General features: G+C 73.6%; 18 protein-coding genes and 1 riboswitch. Of the genes, 7 read left to right on the forward strand and 11 right to left on the reverse strand.

Annotated features, from left to right (window positions below; genetic code table 11):
* Window positions 1-186: 186 nt before the first annotated feature.
* Window positions 187-1,482: an AAA family ATPase gene (locus tag QSK22_RS18575; RefSeq protein ID WP_285495473.1), complete on the forward strand. Its 1,296-nt coding sequence runs from the start codon at window positions 187-189 to the stop codon at window positions 1,480-1,482.
* Window positions 1,479-2,216: an HNH endonuclease family protein gene (locus QSK22_RS18580; protein WP_285495474.1), complete on the forward strand. Its 738-nt coding sequence runs from the start codon at window positions 1,479-1,481 to the stop codon at window positions 2,214-2,216. The genes QSK22_RS18575 and QSK22_RS18580 overlap by 4 nt, the downstream gene beginning before the upstream one ends.
* A 32-nt stretch (window positions 2,217-2,248) precedes the next feature.
* On the opposite strand, the gene QSK22_RS18585 is transcribed toward QSK22_RS18580, so the two are convergent.
* Complete coding sequence (locus QSK22_RS18585) at window positions 2,249-3,982, reverse strand: alkaline phosphatase family protein (RefSeq protein WP_285495475.1); 1,734 nt, start codon at window positions 3,980-3,982, stop codon at window positions 2,249-2,251.
* Between the two features lie 144 nt (window positions 3,983-4,126).
* A riboswitch (cobalamin riboswitch) is annotated at window positions 4,127-4,250 on the forward strand.
* A gap of 59 nt (window positions 4,251-4,309) precedes the next feature.
* Between QSK22_RS18585 and cobN the strand changes: the two genes are divergently transcribed.
* Complete coding sequence (cobN, locus tag QSK22_RS18590) at window positions 4,310-7,966, forward strand: cobaltochelatase subunit CobN (protein WP_285495476.1); 3,657 nt, start codon at window positions 4,310-4,312, stop codon at window positions 7,964-7,966.
* Window positions 7,967-7,975: 9 nt separating this feature from the next.
* On the opposite strand, the gene QSK22_RS18595 is transcribed toward cobN, so the two are convergent.
* Complete coding sequence (locus QSK22_RS18595; protein WP_285495477.1) at window positions 7,976-9,943, reverse strand: serine/threonine-protein kinase; 1,968 nt, start codon at window positions 9,941-9,943, stop codon at window positions 7,976-7,978.
* 42 nt (window positions 9,944-9,985) lie between these two features.
* Window positions 9,986-11,392 carry an amino acid permease gene (locus QSK22_RS18600; protein ID WP_285495478.1) on the reverse strand — a complete coding sequence of 469 codons (1,407 nt, stop codon included), beginning with the start codon at window positions 11,390-11,392 and terminating at the stop codon, window positions 9,986-9,988.
* 126 nt (window positions 11,393-11,518) lie between these two features.
* Here QSK22_RS18600 and QSK22_RS18605 point away from each other — a divergent pair, with 126 nt between their 5' ends.
* Window positions 11,519-12,484, forward strand: coding sequence for an alpha/beta hydrolase (locus QSK22_RS18605; protein ID WP_285495479.1), 966 nt, complete (start codon window positions 11,519-11,521; stop codon window positions 12,482-12,484).
* A gap of 31 nt (window positions 12,485-12,515) precedes the next feature.
* Here the strand turns inward: QSK22_RS18605 and QSK22_RS18610 are convergent, their stop codons facing one another.
* The 4 genes from QSK22_RS18610 to QSK22_RS18625 form a co-directional block, all read right to left on the reverse strand.
* Window positions 12,516-12,899 carry a VOC family protein gene (locus QSK22_RS18610; RefSeq protein WP_285495480.1) on the reverse strand — a complete coding sequence of 128 codons (384 nt, stop codon included), beginning with the start codon at window positions 12,897-12,899 and terminating at the stop codon, window positions 12,516-12,518.
* Between the two features lie 72 nt (window positions 12,900-12,971).
* Window positions 12,972-14,750 carry a serine/threonine-protein kinase gene (locus QSK22_RS18615; RefSeq protein ID WP_285495481.1) on the reverse strand — a complete coding sequence of 593 codons (1,779 nt, stop codon included), beginning with the start codon at window positions 14,748-14,750 and terminating at the stop codon, window positions 12,972-12,974.
* Window positions 14,751-14,833: 83 nt separating this feature from the next.
* Window positions 14,834-15,796 carry a quinone oxidoreductase family protein gene (locus QSK22_RS18620; protein ID WP_285495482.1) on the reverse strand — a complete coding sequence of 321 codons (963 nt, stop codon included), beginning with the start codon at window positions 15,794-15,796 and terminating at the stop codon, window positions 14,834-14,836.
* Between the two features lie 81 nt (window positions 15,797-15,877).
* Window positions 15,878-16,618, reverse strand: a complete 741-nt coding sequence (locus QSK22_RS18625) for a TetR family transcriptional regulator (RefSeq protein ID WP_285495483.1) — start codon at window positions 16,616-16,618, stop codon at window positions 15,878-15,880.
* Between the two features lie 287 nt (window positions 16,619-16,905).
* Between QSK22_RS18625 and QSK22_RS18630 the strand changes: the two genes are divergently transcribed.
* From QSK22_RS18630 to QSK22_RS18640, 3 genes are all read left to right on the forward strand, one after another.
* The gene (locus tag QSK22_RS18630) at window positions 16,906-17,196 is read left to right on the forward strand and encodes a hypothetical protein (RefSeq protein WP_285495485.1); all 291 of its coding nucleotides are present in this window, start codon (window positions 16,906-16,908) and stop codon (window positions 17,194-17,196) included.
* 162 nt (window positions 17,197-17,358) lie between these two features.
* On the forward strand, window positions 17,359-17,634 hold the full coding sequence (locus tag QSK22_RS18635; protein WP_285495486.1) for a DUF6504 family protein: 276 nt from the start codon (window positions 17,359-17,361) through the stop codon (window positions 17,632-17,634).
* A gap of 12 nt (window positions 17,635-17,646) precedes the next feature.
* On the forward strand, window positions 17,647-21,195 hold the full coding sequence (locus tag QSK22_RS18640; RefSeq protein ID WP_285495487.1) for a DNA polymerase III subunit alpha: 3,549 nt from the start codon (window positions 17,647-17,649) through the stop codon (window positions 21,193-21,195).
* 27 nt (window positions 21,196-21,222) lie between these two features.
* Here QSK22_RS18640 and QSK22_RS18645 read toward each other — a convergent pair whose 3' ends face one another.
* The 4 genes from QSK22_RS18645 to QSK22_RS18660 all read right to left on the reverse strand — a co-directional run bounded on the left by QSK22_RS18645 (window position 21,223) and on the right by QSK22_RS18660 (window position 24,351).
* Window positions 21,223-21,903: a DUF4328 domain-containing protein gene (locus QSK22_RS18645; protein ID WP_285495488.1), complete on the reverse strand. Its 681-nt coding sequence runs from the start codon at window positions 21,901-21,903 to the stop codon at window positions 21,223-21,225.
* A gap of 96 nt (window positions 21,904-21,999) precedes the next feature.
* On the reverse strand, window positions 22,000-22,287 hold the full coding sequence (locus QSK22_RS18650) for a hypothetical protein (RefSeq protein WP_285495489.1): 288 nt from the start codon (window positions 22,285-22,287) through the stop codon (window positions 22,000-22,002).
* Between the two features lie 136 nt (window positions 22,288-22,423).
* Complete coding sequence (locus tag QSK22_RS18655; protein WP_285495490.1) at window positions 22,424-23,071, reverse strand: response regulator; 648 nt, start codon at window positions 23,069-23,071, stop codon at window positions 22,424-22,426.
* Window positions 23,068-24,351, reverse strand: a complete 1,284-nt coding sequence (locus tag QSK22_RS18660; protein WP_285495491.1) for a sensor histidine kinase — start codon at window positions 24,349-24,351, stop codon at window positions 23,068-23,070. The genes QSK22_RS18655 and QSK22_RS18660 overlap by 4 nt, the downstream gene beginning before the upstream one ends.
* Between the last annotated feature and the right edge of the window lie 110 nt (window positions 24,352-24,461).

Below are 24,461 nucleotides of genomic sequence, written 5' to 3' on the forward strand. Positions count from 1 at the left end.
GACGAGGGGGTTCTATCGCCGGTCCCTGGCCGGAGATAAGCGCACGCTCCTCCTTCCGGCCGGGCAAGGTATTCGGCTGCGTTCTCTTGTGACGTCGATCCGGAGGAGTGTTGCCGCTGTAGCCGTCTTGGGGCGGGCCCTAGAGTGGCGACGCACGCTGTCTGACCGGAGTGGGGGGAGGCCTGGGTGTACGTCTCCAAGGTGGAGATCAAGGGAGTGCGCGGCTTCGATGGCCCCCGCGCAGTCGATTTGGACCTCCCGCGGCGAGCGGACGGCTCCTATGCCGGGTGGACGGTCCTGGCCGGACGCAACGGTTCAGGTAAGAGCACCCTTCTCCAGGCGATCATTCTCGCACTTGCGGGTCCGCTCAACTCTAGGGCGCTCGCGATGGTGAACGGATGGGGTGTCGATGACGTGTCCCGTCATTCTCGGGTCGAACTTCACCTGATTCGTGCGGCAGATTTCGATCCCTATGCTGGGGAGGGGGGCGACGATGCGGTCATTTACTGGGGTATCAAGTCTTCTCTCTGGGATTATCGGGGTTCCCAGGAAGTTCTCGATAAGGGGCCGTGGTCGAATCGGCCTAGCGGATGGCTTTATTTGGGATATGGGCCATTTCGGCGGCACTCTCGACCTGTTGTCGGTGTGCGCGAGCTCGACTCGTCACGAGAAGCAGGGTTTCGGACGCTGTTCGACGAGGACGCGACTCTCGTAGAAGGAGTGAGCTGGCTCATCGGGCAGCATCTTCTTCGGCTTGAGGGCAAGGGCGGCGCTGGTGAAGTGCTGGACGCGGTGCTTCGGCTGATGGGCGACGGGTTGCTGCCGGACGGGTTCCAGGTGTGCAAGGTCGACTCCGAGGGGCTCTGGGTCAGGCGGGCGGACGGCCAGGAATTCCCGCTGCGCCGGATGAGCGACGGATACCGCACCGTGGGTGCGCTCGTCGTTGATATCGTGCGGCGCATGCATCTCGCATATGGGCGCCTTGAGGTCGAGGAGCGGGACGGGGTGCCGACGCTTCCTTACCCGGGTGTGGTGCTCATTGACGAGGTGGACGCCCATCTGCATGTCAGCTGGCAGAAGAAGATCGGGAACTGGCTCAAGGCGCACTTTCCGGAAATCCAGTTCATCGTGACCACGCACAGCCCCTACATCTGCCAGAGCGCCGACCCTGGCGGGCTGATCCGGTTGCCGGGGCCCGACGAGCAGGAGCCGCCGCGGGTGGTCGATGAGGACTTGTATCGCAGGATCGTGTACGGCAGCGGGGACGACGCGGTGCTGTCCGAGCTGTTCGGGTTGGAAACGCCTTACTCGGAGGAGGCGGAGCGGCTGCGCGGGCGGCTCGGCGACCTCGAGGGTAAGGTGCTCGACGGTGCGGCGTCGGAGGATGAGCTCGCCGAGTACGAACGGCTGAGCAAGAAGTTGCAGAGTTCGTTGAGCGCACGAGTGCGTGAGGTCTCCTCGCGGCTTGAAGACGAAGCGTGATCCCGCTGGCACGGCCGCCGCTCGATGACGAACTGGCCGAAGCGCTTGAGCGGCGAACGGACACGTTGGTGCGTGTGCGCGCGGATGTCTCACGGGCTCGCAAGGAATGGAATGCGGCGCGGCCAGAACGCGGGAGACTGCGCGAGATTCTCGCCGGAATGGCGCCGGGCATCGAACGCTGCATGTACTGCGGGGACAGCCTGGGTACCTCGATCGACCACTTCGAGCCGTTGAAGGAGGCGCCGCTCCGTACGTTCGACTGGCTGAACCACCTGCTCGCCTGCTCGATGTGCAACAGCAACCAGAAACGCGACCTTTTCCCGCGGGCGGCGGACGGTACGGCATTGCTGATCGACCCGAGTCGGGACGACCCCTACGATCACCTCCGACTCGTTCTCAACACCGGTCGATACCGGGCCCGCGACCGGCGCGGTGAGGCCACGATCGAGGTTTTCGGGCTCAACCGAGGAGATCTGGTGATGGGGCGGCAGCACGCCGTGCCCCGTACCGAAGCCATGGTCATGGCGCGGCGCGCGGCGCTGGACGCGGGAGACCACCGCCGAGCGGAGCGGCTCATGAATTCCTTGCTGCATCACCCGTTCATCGACGTTCTGTACGCCATGGTGCGCGCGGCCGCGTCGCCGGGGGCGGCGAAGGTGATGGAGCCGGAGGTGGTTCCCTTGCTCGCTGATCCGGTCTTTCAAGGCATGATGCCGGGCTCGCGCCGCTCATAGCGGTGGCCTGAGCCGTGCGCCGCCGTCGGCGATCAGCGGGGGGCGGGGGACGGGGTGGTGGTGGGTTGGGAGCCGAAGGCGGTGAGGAAGCGGTCGCGGAAGTCGCTCATCTTCCAGACGGGGGAGCGGGGGGCGGGTTTGAGGCCGTCCTGCCAGCCCCAGGTGGAGATCTGGTCCAGCACCTTGGGGTCGCGGGCGACGATGGTGATCGGGACGTCTCGGCTCGCGTCCTCGCCGGTGATCAGCGGGGCGGGCTGGTGGTCGCCGAGGAAGACCAGCACGAGATCGTCGTCGCCGTAGGTCTCCGCGTAGGAGATCATGGTGTTCAGGCTGTACTCGATGGACTTGCGGTACTCGGCCCGGATGCGGTCGTTGGGCGGCCAGTCGGCGTCCAGGCCCGCACCGCCCTGGGCCTTGAAGACCGAGCCGTCGCCGACCTGCCGCCAGTCGACCAGGCGGGGAATGGCCGCCCAGGGGGCGTGGCTGGACACCAGCGCGGTCTCGGCCATGACCGGTGTGTCGCGGGCCTCGCGCTCCTTGCGCTGGAAGAACGACAGGACGTACTGGTCGGGCATGGTGGCGTACGCCCAGCGCGGCCCCTGGTACCCCAGGGTCCGGTAGTCGTAGACCTGGTCGTAGCCGAAGAACCGGCCCTCCGGCCAGGCCCGGATGATGGCGGGCATGAGGCCGACCGTCCGCCAGCCCGCCCGGTGGAAGGCCCGGTTGAGGGTCAGCCGGTCGCCGGCGACGAGGTTGCGGTACCGCTGCTGGTTGTTGATCCACAGGCCGGATAGCAGCGTGGCATGGGCCAGCCAGCTTCCCCCGCCCACCGTGGAGGAGGTGAGCCAGGCGCTGCGCGCCCCGATCCCGGCCTTGCGCAGGCGTTCGCTGCCGGCGTCGAGCACCGCCCCCACCTGGGCGGAGAACTCCGGGTCCTCGACGGCGTCGCGTCCGTAGCTCTCGATGAAGGCGACCAGCACGTCCTTGCCGCGCAGGCCGGTCAGCAGCCGGTCGCCCGGTGTGGCGCGGAAGTTGTCCACGGCGGCCTGCCGGGCGAATACCTCCTTGTCGTGCAGGCCCTTGCGCACCGCCAGCACGCGCTTGTAGGCGAGCCGGGTGGTGGTGGACGACGCCACCGGCACCCCGGGGACCAGGTGCACGCTGAACACGGTGCCCACCGTCCACACCGCCCACAGCACCACGGCGGCGCGGGCCGCCCCGCTGTCGTGCCGGGCCGCGACGCCCGCCAGCCGCACCGCCGCCAGCGCCACGACGACGATCACGACGACGGCCAGCAGCACCGCCCCGACCAGCACCGCGACACCACCGGCCCCGCCGTACTCGCCGGTGAAGAACTCCAGGCCCGCGTCGACGAACGCCCAGTCCAGTACCGGGTCCCACGGCCGCACCAGCACCTGGTAGAAGCCCATGTCGACGATCTTCACGACGAGCAGCGCGCCGAGGACGGCGCCGCCGGCCCCCGCCGCGATCCGCCGGGCCCGCCCGCGCAGGGCCAGCACGACGACCACGCCGAGGACCCCTTCGATCGGCACGCGGGCGAACGCGCCCGGGGTGAGCTTGTCGAGCCGGTTCGGCGTGAGCAGGGCGAACGCGACCAGCAGGAACGCCAGGACGGTCAGCGTCCGCGGCCAGACCCGGTGCCGGCGCAGCAGGGCGAGCGCCCTCCGCAGGCGGGACGGGGCGTCTTCCGTCGTCGCGTCGCCGGCCGGCGGCGCCGTCCGAGGGGAAGGCGTGAAGACAGACACCAGAAGGTCCTCCCATACGCAAGCCGGCCCACCACTGTCGCGCACGCCGGCTCACGGGGGAGGCCGGTCCGCGCTGCCACCCTAGGTACGGCGGCTTCGGGGCGCCGGTTCAGGCACGGCTACGATGACGGCCGACGGCAGGGGAGGAACCCGGTGCGAATCCGGGGCTGTCCCGCAACTGTGACCGGGGAGTCCGCCTCCGCACACGGCCACGGCGCACGCGCTGGAAGGCCGGAGGCCACGACGCCGATCCGGGAGCCAGGAGACTCCGCGCCGTCGCGACCTCGTCACCGAGCCGGGGCGCGGACCCCGGAGGAGGCCCTGCCGATGCGTGTCCTGCTGCTGTCCACCGCCGACACCGAACTGCTCGCCGCCCGCGCGGCCGACGCCGGCTACGTGACGGCCAACCCGGTGCGGCTCGCCGTCGAGGAGGCCGAACGGCTCGCCGAGGACGCCGACGTCGTCGTCGTGCGGCTGCTGGGCGGCCGCAAGACCTGGCCGGAGGGCGTCGAGCGGCTGCGGCGCCGCGGCGGCCCGCCCGTGGTGTTCCTCGGCGGCGAGGCCGACCCGGACGCCGAGCTGATGGGCCTGTCCACCGTCCCGGCGGGGGTGGCCGCCGAGGCGCTGGCCTACCTGCGCGAGGGCGGCGTCGCCAACCTGCGGGAACTGGCCCGGTTCCTGTCGGACACCGTGCTGCTGACCGGCGAGGGCTTCGCGCCGCCCGCCGCGATGCCGTCGTACGGGGTGCACGGCTCGTACGCGCACGACCCGGACCGTCCCACGGTCGGCGTCGTCTTCTACCGCGCGCACGAGCTGTCCGGCAACACCGCGTTCGTCGACGTGCTGTGCCGGAAGATCGAGGAGAAGGGCGGCAACGCGCTGCCGGTGTTCTGCGGTTCGCTGCGCGGCGCCGACACCGGCCTGCTCGACCTGCTCGGCAGGGCCGACGCGCTGGTCGCGACCGTGCTGGCGGCGGGCGGGACGGTCGCCTCGCAGGCCGTCGCGGGCGGTGACGAGGACTCCTGGGACGCCGGGGCGCTGGCCGCGCTGGACGTGCCCGTCGTGCAGGGCCTGTGCCTGACCACGCCCCGTGCCGCCTGGCAGGAGTCGGACGGGGCGCTGTCGCCGATGGACGCGGCCATGCAGGTCGCCATCCCCGAGTTCGACGGGCGCCTGATCTCCGTGCCGTTCTCGTTCAAGGAGGAGGGCCCCGACGGCGTCCCCGTGTACGTGGCCGACGAGGAGCGGGCCGCCCGCGTCGCCGGGATCGCCGTGCGGCACGCGCGGCTGAGGCACGTGCCGAACGACCGCAAACGCGTCGCGATCGTGCTGTCGTCGTACCCCACCAAGCACTCGCGGGTCGGCAACGCGGTCGGGCTCGACACGCCCGCCTCGGCCGTGCGGCTGCTGCGCGCCATGGCCGCCGCCGGCTACCGGCTGGGCGACGACGACACGCTGTGGAGCGACCCCGACAGCGGCGACGCGCTCATCCACGCGCTGATCGAGGCGGGCGGCCACGACGTGGAATGGCTCACCGAGGACCAGCTGCGCGCCGCCCCGGCACGGGTGCCCCTCGCCGCCTACCGCCGCTTTTTCGAGGCGCTGCCGGAGCCGCTGCGCGAACGCGTCCGCGAGCACTGGGGCGAACCGCCCGGCGACCTGTACGTGGACGGCGACGACATCGTCCTGGCGTCGCTGCGGTTCGGCAACGCGGTGCTGATGATCCAGCCGCCGCGGGGCTTCGGCGAGAACCCGGTGGCGATCTACCACGACCCGGACCTGCCGCCGTCCCACCACTACCTGGCCGCCTACCGCTGGCTGGACGAGGAGTTCGGCGCCGACGCGGTCGTGCACCTCGGCAAGCACGGCACGCTGGAATGGCTGCCCGGCAAGGGGCTCGGCCTGTCCGCCGAGTGCGCACCCGACGCCGTGCTGGGCGACCTGCCGCTGGTGTACCCGTTCATCGTCAACGACCCGGGCGAGGGCACGCAGGCCAAACGGCGCGGGCACGCCACCGTCGTGGACCACCTCGTCCCGCCCATGGCGCGCGCCGAGACCTACGGCGACCTGGCCAAGCTGGAGCAGCTGCTGGACGAGTACGCCACCGTCGCCGACCTGGACCCGGCCAAACTCCCCGCGGTGCGCGCCCAGATCTGGACGCTGGTGCAGGCCGCGCAGCTGCACCACGACCTGGGCCGGGAGGAGATGCCCGGCGAGGCCGAGTTCGACGACTTCATCCTGCACATCGACGGCTACCTGTGCGAGGTCAAGGACGTGCAGATCCGCGACGGCCTGCACGTTTTGGGGCAGGAGCCGCTCGGCGCGGCCCGCGTCAACCTGGTGCTGGCCGTGCTGCGCGCCGCCCAGGTGTGGGGCGGCGTCGCCGGCGCCATGCCGGGCCTGCGCGCCGCGCTCGCCGCCGCGCACGGCCTGGACGAGAAGGCGCTGCTCGCCGAGCCCGGCTCGGTCGTGGACGCCGACATCGCCGGGGCGCACGCGCGCACCGCCTCCGACGCCGTCGACGTCCTGGAGTCCCTCGCCCGCCGCCTGGTCGAGGGCATGGAGGAACGCGACTGGGACGCCGCCCACGCCCCCGCCGTGTGCCGCGCCGCCCTCGACCGGGAGATCGGGCCCGTCGTCCGGCTGCTGGAGTTCGCCGCGGCCGAGGTGGTGCCGCGGCTGTCGGCCACCCGGGACGAGATCGGCGCGGTGCTGCACGCCCTGTCCGGCGGGTACGTGCCCGCCGGGCCGTCCGGGTCGCCCACCCGAGGGCTGGTCAACGTGCTGCCGACCGGCCGCAACTTCTACTCCGTCGACCCCAAGGCGATCCCGTCCCGCAACTCCTGGGAGGTCGGCGCCGCGCTGGCCGACTCGCTGATCCGGCGGCACCTGGACGACACCGGCGACTACCCGGCGAGCGTGGGCCTGACCGTGTGGGGCACCAGCGCCATGCGCACCCAGGGCGACGACATCGCCGAGGTGCTGGCGCTGATCGGGTGCCGACCGGTGTGGGACGAGGCGTCCCGCCGCGTCACCGGCTTCGAGGTCGTCCCGCTGGAGGAGCTGGGACGCCCCCGCATCGACGTCACGCTGCGCATCTCCGGGTTCTTCCGCGACGCGTTCCCGCACGTCATCGCGTTGCTCGACGACGCCATCGGCGCCGTCGCCGCGCTGGACGAGCCCGCCGACCGCAACTTCGTGCGGCGGCACGCCCTGGCGGACCGTGCCGTGCACGGCGACTGGCGCCGCGCCACCACCCGCATCTTCGGCTCCAAGCCCGGCGCGTACGGCGCGGGCCTGCTGCCGCTCATCGACGCCCGCAACTGGCGCGACGACTCCGACCTGGCCGAGGTGTACGCGGTGTGGGGCGGCTACGCCTACGGCCGGGGGCTGGACGGACGCGAGGCCCGCGCCGACATGGAGGCCTCGTTCCGCCGCATCGCCGTCGCCGCCAAGAACCAGGACACCCGCGAGCACGACATCGTCGACTCCGACGACTACTTCCAGTACCACGGCGGCATGGTCGCCATGGTGCGCTCGCTGACCGGCCGCGCCCCCGCCGCGTATGTGGGCGACTCGGCCCTGCCCGACCAGGTGCGCACCCGCACCCTGGCCGAGGAGACCCGCCGCGTCTTCCGTGCCCGCGTCGTCAACCCCCGGTGGATCGCCGCGATGCGGCGGCACGGCTACAAGGGCGCGTTCGAGCTCGCCGCCACCGTCGACTACCTGTTCGGCTACGACGCGACCGCCGGGGTGGTGGACGACTGGATGTACCAGACCCTGGCCCAGGAGTACGTCTTCGACGCCGAGACCCGCGCGTTCATGGAGCAGTCCAACCCGTGGGCGCTGCGCGGCATCACCGAACGCCTGCTGGAGGCCGCCGACCGGGGGCTGTGGGCCGCCCCCGACCCCGAGACCCTGGACCGGCTCCGCCGGACGTACCTGGAGACGGAAGGCGACCTGGAGGCCGGAGAGGACGAGTAGGCGGGGCGGTCAGGAGTCCTCGGCCCGGCACAGGGTGAAGTCGTCGAACGCCGCCGTGACCCGCTCGCTCGCCCCGGCGTCGTACAGCACGAGCCCGGTGGTGCCCCGCCGCAGCGGGGCACGGGTGTCGGTGTAGTCGAAGACCCTGTCGCCGTTGACCCACAGCGCGATGCGCGGGGCGCCGCCGCGCAGGTCCAGTTCGGCCTGCATCCGGTTGTGGTCGTCCGGCTCGAAGTCGGCGACCCCGCCGGAGGCCGGTTCCGTCCTCTTCCCGCCGACGACCTTGGTCAGCCCGGCCGTGCCGTCCGGCCGCAGCAGCACGTCGTACCGGTCGGCGCCGCCCTTGGCGGCCAGCAGGTGCACGCCCGCGGCCCAGGCGGTGCCGCTCGGGCCCGCAGCCAGCCTGACCTTGACGTCGACGAGGAAGTGCTGCGGCGACGGCATCTGTGCGGACGCCGTGCAGGTCTGCGCGTCCCCGGCGCGCGGGGCGATGTCCAGCACGTAGCCGTCGTCGCGGTAGGCGCCGCACTCGTCGGATCCGTTCGGCCAGCCGCTGCGGGGGTCGTCGAAGTCGTCCTTCAGCAGCACCGCCGCCGATTCGGGCGGATCGTCGGCGCGCGCCTCGGACGTGCCGTCGTCGGGCAGCAGCTGCTGGACGCCCAGCACGGCGGCGATCACCGCGAACGCCCCCGCCCGCACCAGCCAGTCGCGCCGCCGCGTACCGCGCCCTGCCTTGGCGGCCGCCTGCGTCGGTGCCTCGGAGGGGGCGGTTGCCGGGGCCGCGGGGGGTGGCCAGGTGGGCGGGGAGGTTGCTTCGGCGTGTGAGGGGCTGTGCCGGGGCGGCGGCGCCTCGCCCTCGTCTTGTGGCGAAGGCCGCCATCCGCTTTGCGTGGACGGCCGGGAGGGCGTGGTCGCCGGGGTCGAGGGGTGTGGCGCGGAGGCGTCTTGGGCGAGTGGTGCTTCGGCGGGTGACGGGCTGTGCGGCGGTGGCGGCGTTTCGGCCGCGCCTTCCGGCGAAGGCCGCTCTTCGCTGGGCGGGGGCGGTGCGGGAGGTGGCGTGGCGGGCGGTGCTTTGGCGGGGGAGGGGGTGTGTCGGGTCGGCGGTGCCTCGACCTGTGGGACGGGGGGCGGTGCGGGTGGGGGAGCGGCCGGGGCGGCGGCGAGGGGCGGGTGGCCGGTCAGTTCCCGCAGGAGGGCGGCGGTGTCGGGGCGGTCGGCCGGGTCCTTGGCCAGGGCGCGGCTCACCAGGGGGCGCAGGGCCGGGTCCAGTGCGTCCACGGCGGGCGGGGCGGTCAGGACGCGGTGCATGATCTCGTGGACGTTGGTGCCCGGGAACGGGGCGTGGCCGGTGCCGGCGTAGGCGACCACGCAGCCCCAGGAGAAGACGTCGGCGGCCGGGGTCAGGGCGCCGCCCTGCATCAGCTCGGGCGCGACGTAGGCGGGCGTGCCCACGAACTGGCCGGTGCGGGTGGGGCCCTCCGCGGCGTCCAGGGCGCGGGCGATGCCGAAGTCGATCACCCGGGGGCCGGTGGAGGACAGCAGCACGTTGGACGGCTTGAGGTCGCGGTGCACCACCCCGGCGCCGTGGATGGCGCCCAGCGCCGTGGCGATGTTGACCGCCAGGCCCTCCAGGGCGCCCTCGCGCAGCGGGCCCCGCTCGCCGACGGCCTGTTCGAGGGTGGGCCCGTCGACGTACTCGGTCACCACGTACAGCGGGTCGCCGTCCAGGCGGGCGTCCAGCACCGCGGCCGTGCAGAACCGGCGCACCCGGCGCGCGGCGGTCACCTCGCGGCGGAACCGCTCGTGGAACGCGGCGTCGTCGGACAGCTCGGGGTTGATGACCTTGATGGCGACCCGGCGGCTCGCGCCGGTCACGCCGAGGTAGACGGTGCCCATGCCGCCCCGCCCGAGCCTGCCGGCGATGCGGTAGGGGCCGAGGCGTTCGGGATCACCGGGCCGGAGCGGAGTCGTTGGCATGAGTCCTCCCACATTGTGAGATGCGGGAGGACCCCGTCGCGTTCACACGTTCCCGGCGAAGGGCGTGTCCGGCCGGTGGGCGGGCGCCGTCACCTGCGACACCGGCGGGGTCTTGCCGTAGCGGCGGCGCAGCGGGTAGGCCGCGGCGGCGACGGCGAGGCTGACCGTGGAGGCCAGCAGCTGCGACCGCTGCTCGGCCATGAACGCCATCGACACCAGCACCGCCACCAGGGCGGCGACGACCAGCCAGGTCAGGTACGGGTGCGCCCACATCCGGTAGGTGAGGCTGCCGGGGTCCTCGCGCTCCAGCCGGGCGCGCAGGCGAAGCTGCGAGAACGCGACGGACAGGTAGACGAACGCCAGGATGACCCCGATCGAGTTCATCAGGAACTTGAAGACGGCGTCCGGCGAGACGTACGAGGCGACCACCGAGCCCCACGCGGCCACGGTGCCGAGCAGGATCGCCCGCACCGGCACGCCGCGCCGGTTGAGCCGCACCAGGGCGGCGGGGGCGTCGCCGTTGCGGGTCAGGACGTACAGCATCCGGGACGAGACGTAGATCGCCGAGTTCAGCACCGACAGCACCGCGGTCAGGATCACCGCCTGCATGAGCGTGCCCGCCGCGGGCACCCCGATGCGGTCCAGGGCGCTGACGAACGGGCTGGTCAGCACCCTGGCGTCGTTCCACGGCAGGATCGTCACCACCAGCAGGATGGACAGCACGTAGAACAGCGCCACCCGGTACAGCACGTTGCCGGTGGCGCGGGCGACGGCGCGTCCCGGCTCCCGGCTCTCCGCCGCGGCGATCGTGGGGATCTCGGTGCCGCCGAACGCGAACATCACCGCGACGATCGCCGCGAACACCGAGGCCGGGCCGTTCGGCAGGAACCCGCCGTGGCCGGTCAGGTTGCCCAGGCCGCCGGACGCGTCCGGCCACGCGCCCGCCGCGTACAGCACGCCCAGCACCAGAAACACCAGGATGGCCGCCACCTTGATGGAGGCGAACCAGAACTCGAACTCCCCGAACGAGCGGACCGACACCAGGTTGACGGCCGTCATCACCACCAGCAGCGCCGCGGCCAGCGTCCACTGCGGCAGCGGGATCCACTCGCCGAGGATCGCCGCGCCCGCCACCGCCTCGGCGCCGACCAGGACCACGTACAGGTACCAGTACAGCCAGCCGATGGTGAAGCCCGCCCAGGGGCCGAGCGCCATCCGCGCGTACTCGGCCAGGGACCCGGCGACCGGGCGCGCCACCACCATCTCGCCCAGCGCGCGCAGCACGCACAGCACCAGCAGCCCGGCTGCGGCGTACGACAGGACGGCGGCGGGGCCCGCCGTCCTGATCACCGCTCCGCTGCCCACGAACAGGCCCGCTCCCACGGCGCCGCCGATCGCGAGCATGGTCATGTGGCGCCGGCGCAGGCCGGTCCGCAGGGTTTCGGGCATGCCTGGTCGTTCCTGTCGGTGGGTCGGCAACGGGACGCCCATACCCTAGTGGCCGATTCCCATGTTTCGGACGTGATGAAAATGGGGGTTCTGGTGGTGGGGTGCGTCGGCCGTACGCTGGGGCCCATGAAGGCGACGACGGACGTGCTGGGGCCGGAGTACGAGGCCATCGAACTGCCCATGGGCCGCGACGCCGAAGGCGAGGTCGTGGCCACGCTGGTCCGGCGCCGCGGCCAGCGCCCCAGCCGCCGCGCCGTGCTCTACGTGCACGGGTTCGTCGACTACTTCTTCCAGACCCACCTGGCCGACTTCTACGTCGAGCGCGGGTTCGACTTCTACGCCCTGGACCTGCGCAAGTACGGCCGGTCGCTGCGCCCCCACCAGACGCCCAACTACGTCGAGAGCCTCACCGAGTACTTCCCGGAGATCGACGCGGCGGTCCGCATCATCCGGGACGAGGACGGGCACCGGGCCGTGCTGCTCAACGGCCACTCCACCGGCGGGCTGGTCGCCGCGCTGTGGGCCGACCGGGTGCGCGGCCGGGGCCTGGTCGACGGCCTGTTCCTCAACAGCCCGTTCCTGGACATCAACGAGCCGCTGTTGCTGCGCAAGCTCGGCGCCGGGCTCGCCCGGGCGCTGCGGGCCCGGTTCCCCAAGGCGAAGCTGCCCGCCGGCGTCTCCGAGCTGTACCCCCGCAGCATCCACGCCGACCACGACGGCGAATGGGACTTCGACCTGGCGTGGAAGCCCCTGGAGGGCTTCCCGGTGCGGGCCGCGTGGCTGGCGGCCGTCCGGCGTGGGCAGCTGCGGGTGCACCGCGGCCTCGACATCGACGTGCCCGTCCTGGTGATGGCCTCGGCCCGCAGCGTCCGCCCCAAGCCGGGAGCGGCCGACCTGTCTAGCGCCGACGCCGTCCTGGACGTCGAGCACATGGCCCGCTGGGCGCCCCGCCTGGGACGGCACGTCACGCTGGTGCGGATCGACGGCGGCCTGCACGACCTGGTGCTGTCCGCCAAACCCGCCCGCGACCAGATCTTCACCGAGCTGGCCCGCTGGATGGCCGGCTACCTGCCGGACCCCGCCGACGCGTAGGGCGCCCCCGGCGGCCGCCCGCCGCGGCCGGTCACGCGGGCCGGACCCGGGTGCGCAGCAGGCAGAACTCGTTGCCCTCCGGGTCGGCCAGCACGTGCCAGCTCTCCGAGCCGGTCTGGCCGACGTCGGCCGGCCGGGCGCCGAGCGCGAGCAGCCGCTCCAGCTCGGCGTCCTGGTCGCGATCGGTGGGGCTGACGTCGATGTGCAGCCGGAGCTTGCGGGGCCGCGGGTCGCCGCTGGGGCTGAGCACGAGGGTGGGCTGCGGGCCGCCGAAGCCCACCCCGGGCGGTCCGATGTGGATGCTGCCGTCCTCCTCCCGGTGGAACTCGACGTAGCCGAGGACCTCGCTCCAGAAGGCGGCGAGCCGGTCGGGGTCGGCGGCGTCGATGACCAGCTCGCTGATGCGGGATGCCATGCCGGTGAGTGTACGGTGACGGCCCGGAGCCGATCACCGGTCGCGGGCCGGGGCGGGGCGAGGGACGCGCCGCTAGTCGCGGATCTCGTCCATCTCGAAGTCGTCCCAGTCGGTCGTGATCTGTTGGGCCGCGTTGCCGCCGCGCCGGATGACCAGCCCCGCGACGCCGTTGGGCAGCGGCGCGGAGTCGTCGGTGTACTCCAGCGCCAGCTTCCCGTTGACCCACAGCCGCAGGTGGACCTTCTTGCCCTTGTCCTGCTCCTCGCAGGCGATCTGCAGCCGGTTGCGCTTGCCGGGCTTCCAGCCGGGCGCCGAGTCGGCTTCGGTGAGCTGCTTCCTGCCCTGGTCGGGGGACACCTTGCGGATCAAGGCGCCCTTGCCGTCGGCGCGGACCAGGAACCAGTAGCCGGTGTCCTTGTTGGTGTCGTTGCCGGCGTCGCGGCAGTAGAGGCCGAGCTCGGCGTCCGGCTGCGCCTCCACGGACGTCGAGGTGACGCCGACCAGCAGCCGTCCCGGCACGTCGCTCTCCTTGGGCGCCCGCTTCTTCTTCCAGTCGTCGGTGTCCATGCGGTACTGGCCGTTCAGGTAGCCCTCACCGCTGACGTAGGTGCCGCCCGCCCAACCGGACTGGGTGTTGCTGAAGTCGTCGCTGAAGACGGGCGCGGTGTTGTCGGGCGGGGAGTCGCCGCGGAAGACGGAGACGAGCAGGACGACCACCAGCACCGCGCCGACCACGCCGCCGCCGATGAGCGACGTGCGGCGGGACGGGCGGCGGTCGAGCAGGCGGGTGCCCCCCGTGGCGGCGGGCGGCGCGGTCGGCGGCGGGGGCGGGACGGACAGGGGCTGCGAGGACACCGGCCGCGCCGGCTGCCCGGGCAGGGGCGGCGTGGGCGGGGCGTCCTCACGGGTGTCCTCGTCGCCGGGCCGGGGCGGCGCCGTCGCGGCATTCCCGCCGAACCCGGCGTGCCAGCTCGCCTGGACGGTCTCGGCCAGCCGCGCCGGGTCGGGCTGGGAGTTGCCGACCAGGCGGCCGAGCAGGTCCTCGACCGACGGCCGCTTGGCCGGGTCCTTGTCCAGAGTGGCGGCCACCAGCTCGCGCAGCGCCGGGTCGAGCCCGTCCAGCCGCGGCGCCTCGTGCGCGACCCGGTAGAAGATCTCCGGGACGGTGTTGCCCGCGAACGGGGCGCGCCCGGTGCCCGCGAACGCCACCACGCAGCCCCAGGAGAACACGTCCGAGGCGGCCGTGACCGGCTCGCCGCGCAGCAGCTCGGGCGCCAGGTAGTTGGGCGTGCCGACGAACTGCCCGGTGCGCGTCGGGCCGTCGGCCGCGTCCAGGGCGCGGGCGATGCCGAAGTCGATCACCCGCGGGCCGGTCGCCGACAGCAGCACGTTCGCCGGCTTGAGGTCGCGGTGCACGATGCCCGCGCCGTGGATGGCGGCCAGCGCGGTCGCCACCCCGACCGCAAGGCCCTCCAGGTCGGAGCCGGGCAGCGGCCCGCGCTCGGCCACCGCCCGCTCCAGGCTGGGGCCGTCGATGTACTCGGTGACGACGTACAGCGGATCGCGGTCCAGCTCGGCGTCCAGCACCGGCGCGGTGCAGAACCGGCGTACCTGGCGCGCGGCGGTCACCTCGCGCCGGAACCGCTCGCGAAACGCCGACTCGCTGGCGAGCTCGCGGTTGATCACCTTGACTGCGACATGGCGGCCGGGGCCGGACGCCGAAGAGTCCTCGCCGAGGAAGACGGTTCCCATACCGCCACGGCCGAGCCGGGCGACCAGCCGGTACGGTCCGAGCTCCCGGGGGTCCTCGGGCTGCAGGGGATCGGCGTTCTCTCCCGCGTGCGTGGTCATCATTGTCCTGGAGGTCGACATGAACTGGCGGAATCCCACCCTAGTGGGGCCTCACCCGCGATGCGGGCACACTGACGCTCCGTTCACGGAAGCAGCAGAAGTTTGCCCGTTGTACGGCGGCCCTCAAGATCCTCGTGGGCGCGGCGGGCGTCGGCAAGGTCGTAGCGCCCCCCGATGTGCAGGCGCAGCTCGCCCCTGGCGATCCAGCCGTGCACGGCCGCGGCGCGTTCCAGCAGCTCGTCCCGGGTGAGGGTGTAGTGCGCGAGGGTCGGCCGGGTCAAAAACAGCGAGCCGGCGGCGTTGAGGCGCTGCGGGTCGAACGGCGGGACCTGGCCGCTGGCCGCCCCGTACAGCGCCAGCGTCCCGCGCGGGCGCAGGCTCTCCAGGCTGCCGTCGAACGTGGCGGCGCCCACACCGTCGTACACCGCGGCGACGCCCTCCCCGCCGGTCAGGCGCCGCACCTGCGCCGCGAAGCCGTCGTAGCCGACGACCTCGTCGGCGCCGGCCTCGCGCGCCAGCCGCTCCTTCTCCGGCGTCGACACCGTGCCGATCACGCGGGCGCCGCGCAGCTTGGCGATCTGCGTGAGCAAGAGCCCCATGCCGCCCGCGGCCGCGTGCACCAGCACCGTGTCGCCCGGCCTCACCGCGTAGGTGGAGTGCGTCAGGTAGTGCGCCGTCATGCCCTGCAGCAGGGACGCCGCCGCGTCCTCCAGGCTCAGCCCGTCGGGCACCGGGACGGTCCGGTCGGCGGGGACCACGGCGCGCTGGGCGTAGGAGCCGAGCACGCCCTGCCAGGCCACGCGGTCGCCGGGCGCGACGCCGGTCACGCCCTCGCCGACCGCGGCGACCGTGCCCGCGCCCTCCTGGCCCGGCACGAACGGGGGCGCCTGCTTGTAGGCGCCCGTCCGGAAGTACACGTCGATGTAGTTGACGCCGCTGGCGGCCAGGTCGATGAGCACCTCGCCGGGGCCCGGGACGGGGTCCTCGCGTTCGACGGGCTCCAGCACCTCCGGGCCGCCGTGGCGGCTGACGACGATCGCGCGCATGTCGTTGTGTCCTCTCCGGTCCTCGGTGTGCGTCCCCAACGCGCCGGGGCATGACGATCATCCCGCACCGGTGCGGCGTGGTCAGATCCACCCGGGCAGGTCGTCGTGGGCGACCGTGATGATCTCGTCCACCCGCGCCGCGAGGGCGGCCGGGTCCCACACGTCCTGCCGGGCGCAATCTTCGAAGGCCACGCGCGTCGCCCCGGAGAAGAAGGCGACCAGCAGGCGGGGGCGGATGTCGCGAGCCAGGTCCACGCCCTGGCGGCGGGCGATCGCGGCGGCCAGGGTCTCCTCGGTCGCGGCGAACCGCGCCATCTGCGCGGCGGCCAGCGCGGGGGTCCCCTCCACGACCCGCAGGACCCGGCGGAACCGTGCGGCGTCGGCGGGGTCGCCCTCGGCGATGGCGTGCAGCAGGCCGCGCAGCGCCTCGAGCAGCGCGGTGAACGGCCGCTCGCGGGCGGGACGGGCCGCCAGCTCCGCCACCAGGAGGTGGTCGAACTCGCTCATGTAGCCGAACAGCACGTCCTCCTTGGCGGCGAAGTAGCGGAAGAACGTGCGCTGCGACACCTGCACCGCCGCCGAGATCTCGTCGATGGTCGTCTGCTCGTACCCCTGGGCGAGGAACAGGTCGAGCGCGGCGTCGATCAGGGCCATGCGGGTGCGCTGCTTCTTGCGCTCGCGCAGCCCCGCGCGCGCCGGGGCGCCGTGCGGCGCCGCCGTCTCCGGTGGCGCCGTCTCCGGTGGCGCTGTCTCCGGTGGCGGGGCGTCCGGGCGCCGCGCGCTGCCTGTGCCGTCGCCGCCGGCGGGGTCGGCTGCGGTCATCGGCGGGCTCCTTCGGGCCGTTCCGTCGTGTTGGCAGCGGTCTATCACGGGCCGCCTCCGCCGCGGTCGCCGGGAGGGCACCGGTGGGAAACGGCGGGATGCCGTCACGGAACGTAAGGGTGAAGTGGCTCTCTGTTCCGTACCGTCGGCGCCGGGGCGGGGGAGGAAAAAGTCGACCCGAGTTCCCGGTTCTCCGGTGCCGATCTCCGTCGCCGGACATCCTGGGAGCAGTTACCGAAAGTCGCCGCCTGAGTGCTCAGCGTCGCCGGGCGGCGGCCACTTCTACGGTGAGGCGGCTGATCGCGGTGTCCGTTGTCGACGCGCAGAAGATCGCCGAGGTGCGGCGGCATCATCTGGCGGCACTGGCGTACGAGGTCGAGGTGCGCGGGCTGCGCTGGCGGCTGGCCGGTCCCGAGGAGTCGGTGCTGTGCGTGCTGGGCCCGGTGTCCCGGCGGCGCGCCATGGTCGTGGCCACGCCCGCCGCAGACGGATGGTCGTATCTGTGGGCGGGTGGCGGCATCGCCCCGGTGACCCAGGTCGCCGCGGTCGCCGACCGGCTGGTGCGCCTGCTGGCCTGACGCTGTGACCTGCGCTTTCCTGCGGGTGGCCGGATGTTCGCCGCCCGCTTTCGCCTTGCCGGGCGGTCCCCGGCCTCCCTAGACTTGCTGCGAACAGGTGTTCGAACACACCGCATGACTTCCCCCGTGCGGTCATCGCTTTTCTGCAGGCGGGGGAGGGGAATGACACGCGTATTCGGCGACCCGGTCGAGGTCTGGGTGTCCGACGGGCGCCCGGCCCGGTTCGTCTGGCGGGGGCGGCTCTACACCGTACGGCGGATCCTGGAGCACTGGGTCACGACACGGGACTGGTGGCGCGAGCAGCAGCCGGAGGCGGACGTGACCGGCGAACGGGAGTTCTGGCGGGTCGAGGCGACCCCGGACCGGGAGATCGGCGTGTACGAGCTGCGCTACGACGCGGCGTCCGGCGACTGGATGCTGTCCCGGGTGTGGGACTGAAGGCGGCGCACCGTGCACCTGCATGTCGCCTCCGCCTACTCCCTCCGGTACGGGACGGCCCCGCCGCGGGAGCTGGCGGCGCGCGCGGCCGACCTGGGCATGCGGACCCTGGCCCTGACCGACCGCGACGGCCTGTACGGCGCGGTCAAGCACATGCTGGCCTGCCGGGACGCGGGCGTCAGGCCGGTGCTCGGCGTCGACCTCGCCGTCGCCGACCCGGAGGAGTGCGCGTCCGGCGCCCGCCCCTCGCGCCGCCGGCACCCGCACGCCGAGGCCGCGCACCGGATCGTCGTGCTGGCCGACGGGCCCCGCGGCTGGGCGTCGCTGTGCCGCCTGGTCAGCGCCGCCCACGCCCGCGGCGAACGCACCAGGCCGGTCGCCACCCGCGAGCTGGTCGGCGAGCACGCCGACGGGCTGGTCGTGCTGCTCGGCCCCGCCTCCGACGTGGGACGGGCCGTCGCCGAACGCGACCGCGACCTGGCCGCGGCCCGGCTGGCGGCCTGGCGCGCCGCCGCCGAGACGGTCATCGAGATCGTCGATCACCAGGGGCCCGGCGACGGGTTCCGCGCCGCGCGGATGCTCGCCCTGGCCCGGGAGGCCGGGGTGCCGGCGGTGCTCGGCAACGCCGTCCGCTACCTGGACAAGGCCGACCACCCCGTCGCGCAGGTGCTGGACGCGGCGCGGCGGCCGGCCCCGCTGCACCGCCGCCACCTCGACGACACCACCGGCCAGGCCTACCTCAAGCCGATCCCGCAGATGCGGCGCGTCGCCGAGCTGGCCTGCGGCGCGGACGCCGCCGACGAGCTGATGGCCGTCACGCTGCGGCTCGGCGACCGCTGCGCCCTGGACTCGCCCGCCGATCTCGGCATGGGCGCCCTGCACCTGCCCGACGTCGCCGGCGACGCCCAGGCGCTGCTGGCCGCCCGGTGCCGGGAGGGCCTGGCCCGCCGCGGCCTGGAACGCTCCACACGGGCCGCCGACCGGCTCGCCGACGAGCTGGGCGTCATCGCCCGCAAGGGCCTGGCCGCCTACTTCCTCACCGTCGCCGACGCCGCCGCCCTCATCCGCGGCCGCGGCATCCGCTGCGCCATCCGCGGTTCTGGCGCCGGCAGCCTGGTCAACTACCTGCTGGGCATCGGCGACCTGGACCCGCTGCGGCACGACCTGCTGATGGAGCGGTTCCTGGCCGACAGCCGCCCCGGCCTGCCCGACATCGACCTGGACGTGGAGTCGGCGCGCCGCCTGGAGGCCTACGAGGCGCTGTTCGACCGGTTCGGCCGCGGCAACACCGCGTGCGTGTCGATGATGGAGACCTACCGGGCCCGCAGCGCCATCCGCGACGTGGGCAACGCGATCGGCCTGCCCCCGCAGGAGATCGACGCCATCGCCAAGGCGTTCCCGCACATCCGCGCCCGCCAGATCCACGCCGCCCTGCACGACCTGCCCGAACTGCGGCAGAGCAACCTCTCCCAGGGCCGCCTGGAGGTGCTGTTCCGCATCGCCGAACGGCTCGACGGACTGCCCCGCCACATCGCCATGCACCCCTGCGGCGTCCTGCTGTCGAACCGCACGCTGCGCGACCGCAGCCCGATCGAGACCAGCATGCTCGGCTTCCCCATGAGCCAGTTCGACAAGGACGACGTCGAGGCGATGGGCATGCTCAAGCTCGACGTCATCGGGGTGCGGATGCAGTCGGCGATGGCGCACGCGGTCGCCGAGATCGCCCGCGTCGAGGGCACCCGGATCGACCTGGAGGCCGTGCCGCGCGACGACCCCGCCACCTACGAGCTGATCCGCTCCTCCCGCACGCTCGGCTGCTTCCAGATCGAGTCGCCCGGCCAGCGCGAGCTGCTCGGAAAGCTGCAGCCGCGGAACCTGGACGACCTGGTCATCGACATCTCGCTGTTCCGGCCCGGACCGGTCAACTCCGACATGATCACGCCGTTCCTGGAGGCCCGGCACGGCCGCCGCGCCCCGTCCTTCCCGCACCCCGACCTGGCCGGCGCGCTCGGCGAGAACCAGGGCGTGGTGGTGTTCCACGAGCAGGTGCTGCGCGTGCTGGACGTCATGACCGGGTGCGGCCTGTCGCAGGCCGAGCGGGTGCGGCGCGCTCTCGGCGACCAGGAGGGGCAGCGCGAGGCGGCGGCGTGGTTCCGCGCGGCGGCCCTGGCCCGCGGCTATGACGAGGACGTCGTCGAACGGGTCTGGCGGACGCTGACCGCGTTCGGCGCGTTCGGGTTCTGCAAGGCGCACGCCGCCTCGTTCGCCCTGCCCACCTACCAGTCGGCCTGGCTGAAACGCCACCACACGGCCGCGTTCTACGCCGGGGTGCTCACCCACGACCCCGGCATGTACCCCAAGCGCGCCATCCTCGACGACGCCCGCCACTTCGGCGTCCCGATCCTGCCGCTGGACGTCAACCGCTCGGCCGCCGAATGGCGCGTCGAACCGGTCCGCCCGGGCGGACGGCAGGGCGGCCGGCCCGGCGGCTACGGCATCCGCGTCCCGCTGAACGAGGTCCGCGGGATCAGCGCGGCCGAGGTGTCGCGCATCGTCGAACACCGCCCCTACGACTCCCTCGGCGATTTCTGGCACCGCGCCGGGGTGTCTCGTCCCACCGCCGAACGGCTCGTCCTCGCCGGGGCCTTCGACGCCCTCTACGACCTGCGCCCGGCCGCCGCCCCGGCCCCCGCGCCCGCGGCCGTCGGCGCAGGCGCGCCGACCGCTCCGGCAGGCGACCGCGCGCTGGGCGCACCCGCCCCGGCGGGGCGCCGCGCCGCGCTGAACCGGCGCGACCTGCTGTGCCGCGTCGGGGCGCTGGACCGGGCGGTGTCGCGTCCCTCCGACGGGCTGATCGAGGGACAGCTGCCGCTCGGCCACGACCAGGCCGAGGGCGGCCTCGGCGTCGTCGAGCACATCCCGGTGGGGCAGCTGCCGGACATGACGCCCGCCGAGGTGGTCGAGGCCGAACTGGACATCCTCGGCATGGACGTGAGCCGGCACGTGCTGAGCTTCTACGACGAGATGCTGGACGGGCTGGGCGTCGTCCGCTCCGGCGCGCTGGCCGCCCTCCCGGACGGCGACGACGTGCTGGTCGCCGGGGTCAAGGTGGCCACGCAGACGCCCGCGGTGCGGTCCGGCCAGCGGATCATCTTCGCCACCCTCGACGACGCCACCGGCCCCGTGGACCTCACCTTCTTCGAGTCCGTGCAGGACCGCTGCGCCGCGATCCTGTTCAGCTCGTGGCTGCTGGTGGCGCGCGGCCGCGTCCGCCGGGCCCCGGCCGGGCGGCGGCCGGCGTCGCTGACCGCCTACGCGTGCTGGGACCTGGTCGGCCTGTACGAGGCGTGGCAGCGCGGCGGACCCGCCGCCGTCCACGAGGCCATGGCCCGCGAGGGGCGGAACGTCGCCTCCTCCCGCCAGGTCGGCCGCCGCATCGTCTACGCCAACGGCTTCGCCCTGTCCCCGTACGCCGACATCGGCCATGCGGGCGGCGACGTCAAACGCCCCCCGGCCCGCCTCTGGCACGCCAGCGGAGGCAGCTCCGGCCCCACCCTGTGATCAGGGGCCTGACCAAAAAGGCCCTTCTCAGGCGGCCTCCAGTTGCAGCCGGGTGATGTGGAAGACGGTGGCCATGCACAGCACGGCGGCGAGGGCCTGGCAGGCGGCCGCGGCGACGCCCACGTGCACGTAGAAGCGCGCATCGGCCAGCGTGTGGACGCTGCCGCCGGAGAAGACGCGGGCCAGCCCCACGCCGCACAGCACCGACGCCCACCAGGCCGCCACCACCACGGCGGCGGAGTGCCGTTCGGCGGGGCGCATGCGGCGGCGGCTGCCCGCCCACACCTCGTACACGAGCCGCGGCGGCAGCCACAGGTTGACCACGGGGGTGACCCAGCCGAGCAGCACCCAGGCGCGCCGGTACCGGTGCGGGCCCGCCGACTGCCGGCGCGCCCGCCACAGCCACGCCAGATACAGCAGGCCGGTGATCCCGGCCAGGACGGCGCAGACGAGGAACACGTCGGTGTAGGGCGCCAGGGCCCGCGCCGTGGCGGCGGGGTCGTAGGTGTCGTGGGTGGCGGTCCGCAGCGGATCCGCCAGCCGCGCCAGGCTCAGCCCGCAGCCGAGAGCGACGAACGCGTTGAAGCCGAGCAGCATGAACACGGCCATCCCGATCGCACGGAAGTCGCGGCGCCGGGCCCAGGCGCCGCAGGCCGGGCACCGGGGGACCTCCGTCGGGATGATGTCGCCGCACAGCGCACACGGCATGATCCACCTCCGTGGATTTTGCGCTCTCCTGGTCGGATCCTACGGAGATTTGACAGACGCCGCCCGGTGGAGGTTCGCCCACCGGGGTCCGCCCGGTCACGGCGGCAGGACCAGCGCCGTCCCGGCGAGCGCGGCGACCAGGGTGAGCGCAAGCCAGGCGGCCAGGCGGGGCAGGGCGCCCTGCTGGGTGAGCCGCTCGGGCCGCAGCCCGGTCACCGCGGCCAGGGCCCACCATTGCGCGGCGGCCGCGACGGTGACGTGCAGGGCGCCGAAGCCGGCCATCGACGCCCCCAACACCAGGCCCGGCAGCGTCAGGCCGTGCGCCAGCAGCGCGGCGCGGCGGGCCGTGCCCGCCAGGCCGCGGCGCAGTCCCACGGCGATCACCGCCCACCCGGCGGCGGTGGCCAGCCACAGCGCCAGGACGGCGTCCGGTACGCCGTTCAGCGACTCCGGTCCCAGCGCCCTTCCCTTTCCAAAGTTCGTATGCCGTCTCGTCGTGCCCCGGCGTCAGCCCGCAGCGTCAGCGCATCAGGCCGGACTCCCAGGCCCAGACGGCGATCTCGGTGCGGTTGCGCGCGTTCAGCTTGCGCTGGACGCTGCTCAGGTGGGTCTTCACCGTCGACAGCGACACGAACAGCTCCCGGGCGATCTCGTCGTTGGTGCGGCCGCGCGCCACCAGGCGGACGACGTCCAGCTCGCGGTCGGTGAGACCGTCGCGGAGCGGGCGCGGCTCGGCGGGCGGGACGGCCAGGTGCTCCAGCAGCCGCACCGTCACCGACGGCGACACCAGCGCCTCCCCGTTGGCGGCGGCCCGGACGGCCTCCACCAGCAGGGCGGGGCCGCTGTCCTTCAGCAGGAACCCGACCGCGCCGCCGCGCAGCGCCCCGTAGACGTACTCGTCCATGTCGAACGTCGTGACGATCACCACGCGCAGCGGGTCGGCGACGTCCGGCCCGGCCAGCAGGCGGGTCGCCGCCAGCCCGTCCAGCCGGGGCATCCGGATGTCGAACAGGCACACGTCCGGCCGCAGCCGCCGGGCCTGCGCCACGGCCGCCGCGCCGTCGGCCGCCTCGCCCACCACCCGCATGTCGGGCTGCGAATCGATGATCATCCGGAATCCGGTCCGGACCATCTCCTGGTCGTCGGCGATCAGTACGCGGATGGTCACGCGCTCGATTCTCGCAGCACCTGGGCGTACGGAAGCACCGCCACCAGTTCCCAGCCGCCCTCGGGGCGGCGCCCCGCGCGCATCCGGCCGCCCAGCGCCTCGACGCGTTCGGCCAGGCCGACCAGCCCGAACCCGCTCGACGGCAGCCGCCGCCCGCGCCCCTGACCGTTGTCGCGCACGCCGACCTCGATGCCGTCCGGCACCCGGACGATCTCGACCCGGACCTGCGTCGCGTCCGCCGCGTGCTTGCGGGTGTTGGTCAGCGCCTCCTGGACGATGCGGTGCACCGACGTGGCGATCTCGGGCGGCAGGTCGCCCAGGCCGGGGTCGACGGTGAGCGTGACGGGCAGGTCGGTGAACCCCGCGACCAGCTCCTCCACCTGGCTCAGGTCCGCGATGGGACGGGTGGCCGAGCCGCCGCGCCCCGGCCGTCCGGCGGACCCCCGGTCCCGGCCGGTCTCCGCCGGCGCCCCTTGCGCACCCGCGTGCGGCGCCGCGCGATCGGTGTGCTGGGCGTCCCGCAGCAGGCTCACCATGCGGCGCATCGACGTCAGCGCCTCGGTCCCGGCCTTCTCGATTCCGGCGAAGGTGGCGTCGAGCTGCTCGGGGGTCTGCGCCGCCCCCGACTGCGCCGCGAACCGGGCGGCCTGCGCCTGCACGACGATCCCGGTGATGTGGTGGGCGACGAAGTCGTGCAGGTCGCGGGCGAGTTCGAGGCGTTCGTCGCGGCGCGCCTGCAGCACCGCCCGGGCCCGCCGGGCGTCCAGCGCCCGCAGGTACAGCCCGATGCCGATGGCGACGGCCACCAGCACGGCCATCGGCGCGGCCACCACGAGCATGGCGAGCGGCGGGGCCACCGACGCCAGTGTCAGCACCGACACCCGGGCGATGGCCGTCCCGGCCACCAGCGCGGTCGCCGGGACGACCCGGTCGCGCCCGGTGCGCCACACCACCCGCACCGTGAGCACCAGCAGCGCGGTGGCCTCCACCAGCACGCTCGGCTGGTGGACGCCCTCGGGATGGACGGCCAGCAGCGCGGTGGTCGCCGCCGACAGGCTCACCGCGAGCACCGTCCAGCCGGCGGTGAACCGGGCGGGCAGCGTCGCGAACATGACGACGGCGGCGGCGCCGATCGTCCACAGGTCGATCAGGGCATAGTGCGAGCGGATGTGGAGCAGGCAGATCAGCAGGAAGAACCCGCCCATGCCCGCGGCCATGACACGCACCAGGCAGCCGCCCACCCAGTGCACGCGATCCAGCACCGCGCCCGGTTCCCTCATGGGCACGCAGGCTACGACCTCGGCGGTACGGGCGGATCGACCATTCGGCCGATACCGCCCGGCCAGGACCGGACCGCGGTCCGATGCGGTGCACCGCCCCCTTCTCGCAG

Source organism: Actinomadura sp. NBRC 104425, assembly GCF_030269545.1.
Classification (GTDB): domain Bacteria; phylum Actinomycetota; class Actinomycetes; order Streptosporangiales; family Streptosporangiaceae; genus Spirillospora; species Spirillospora keratinilytica.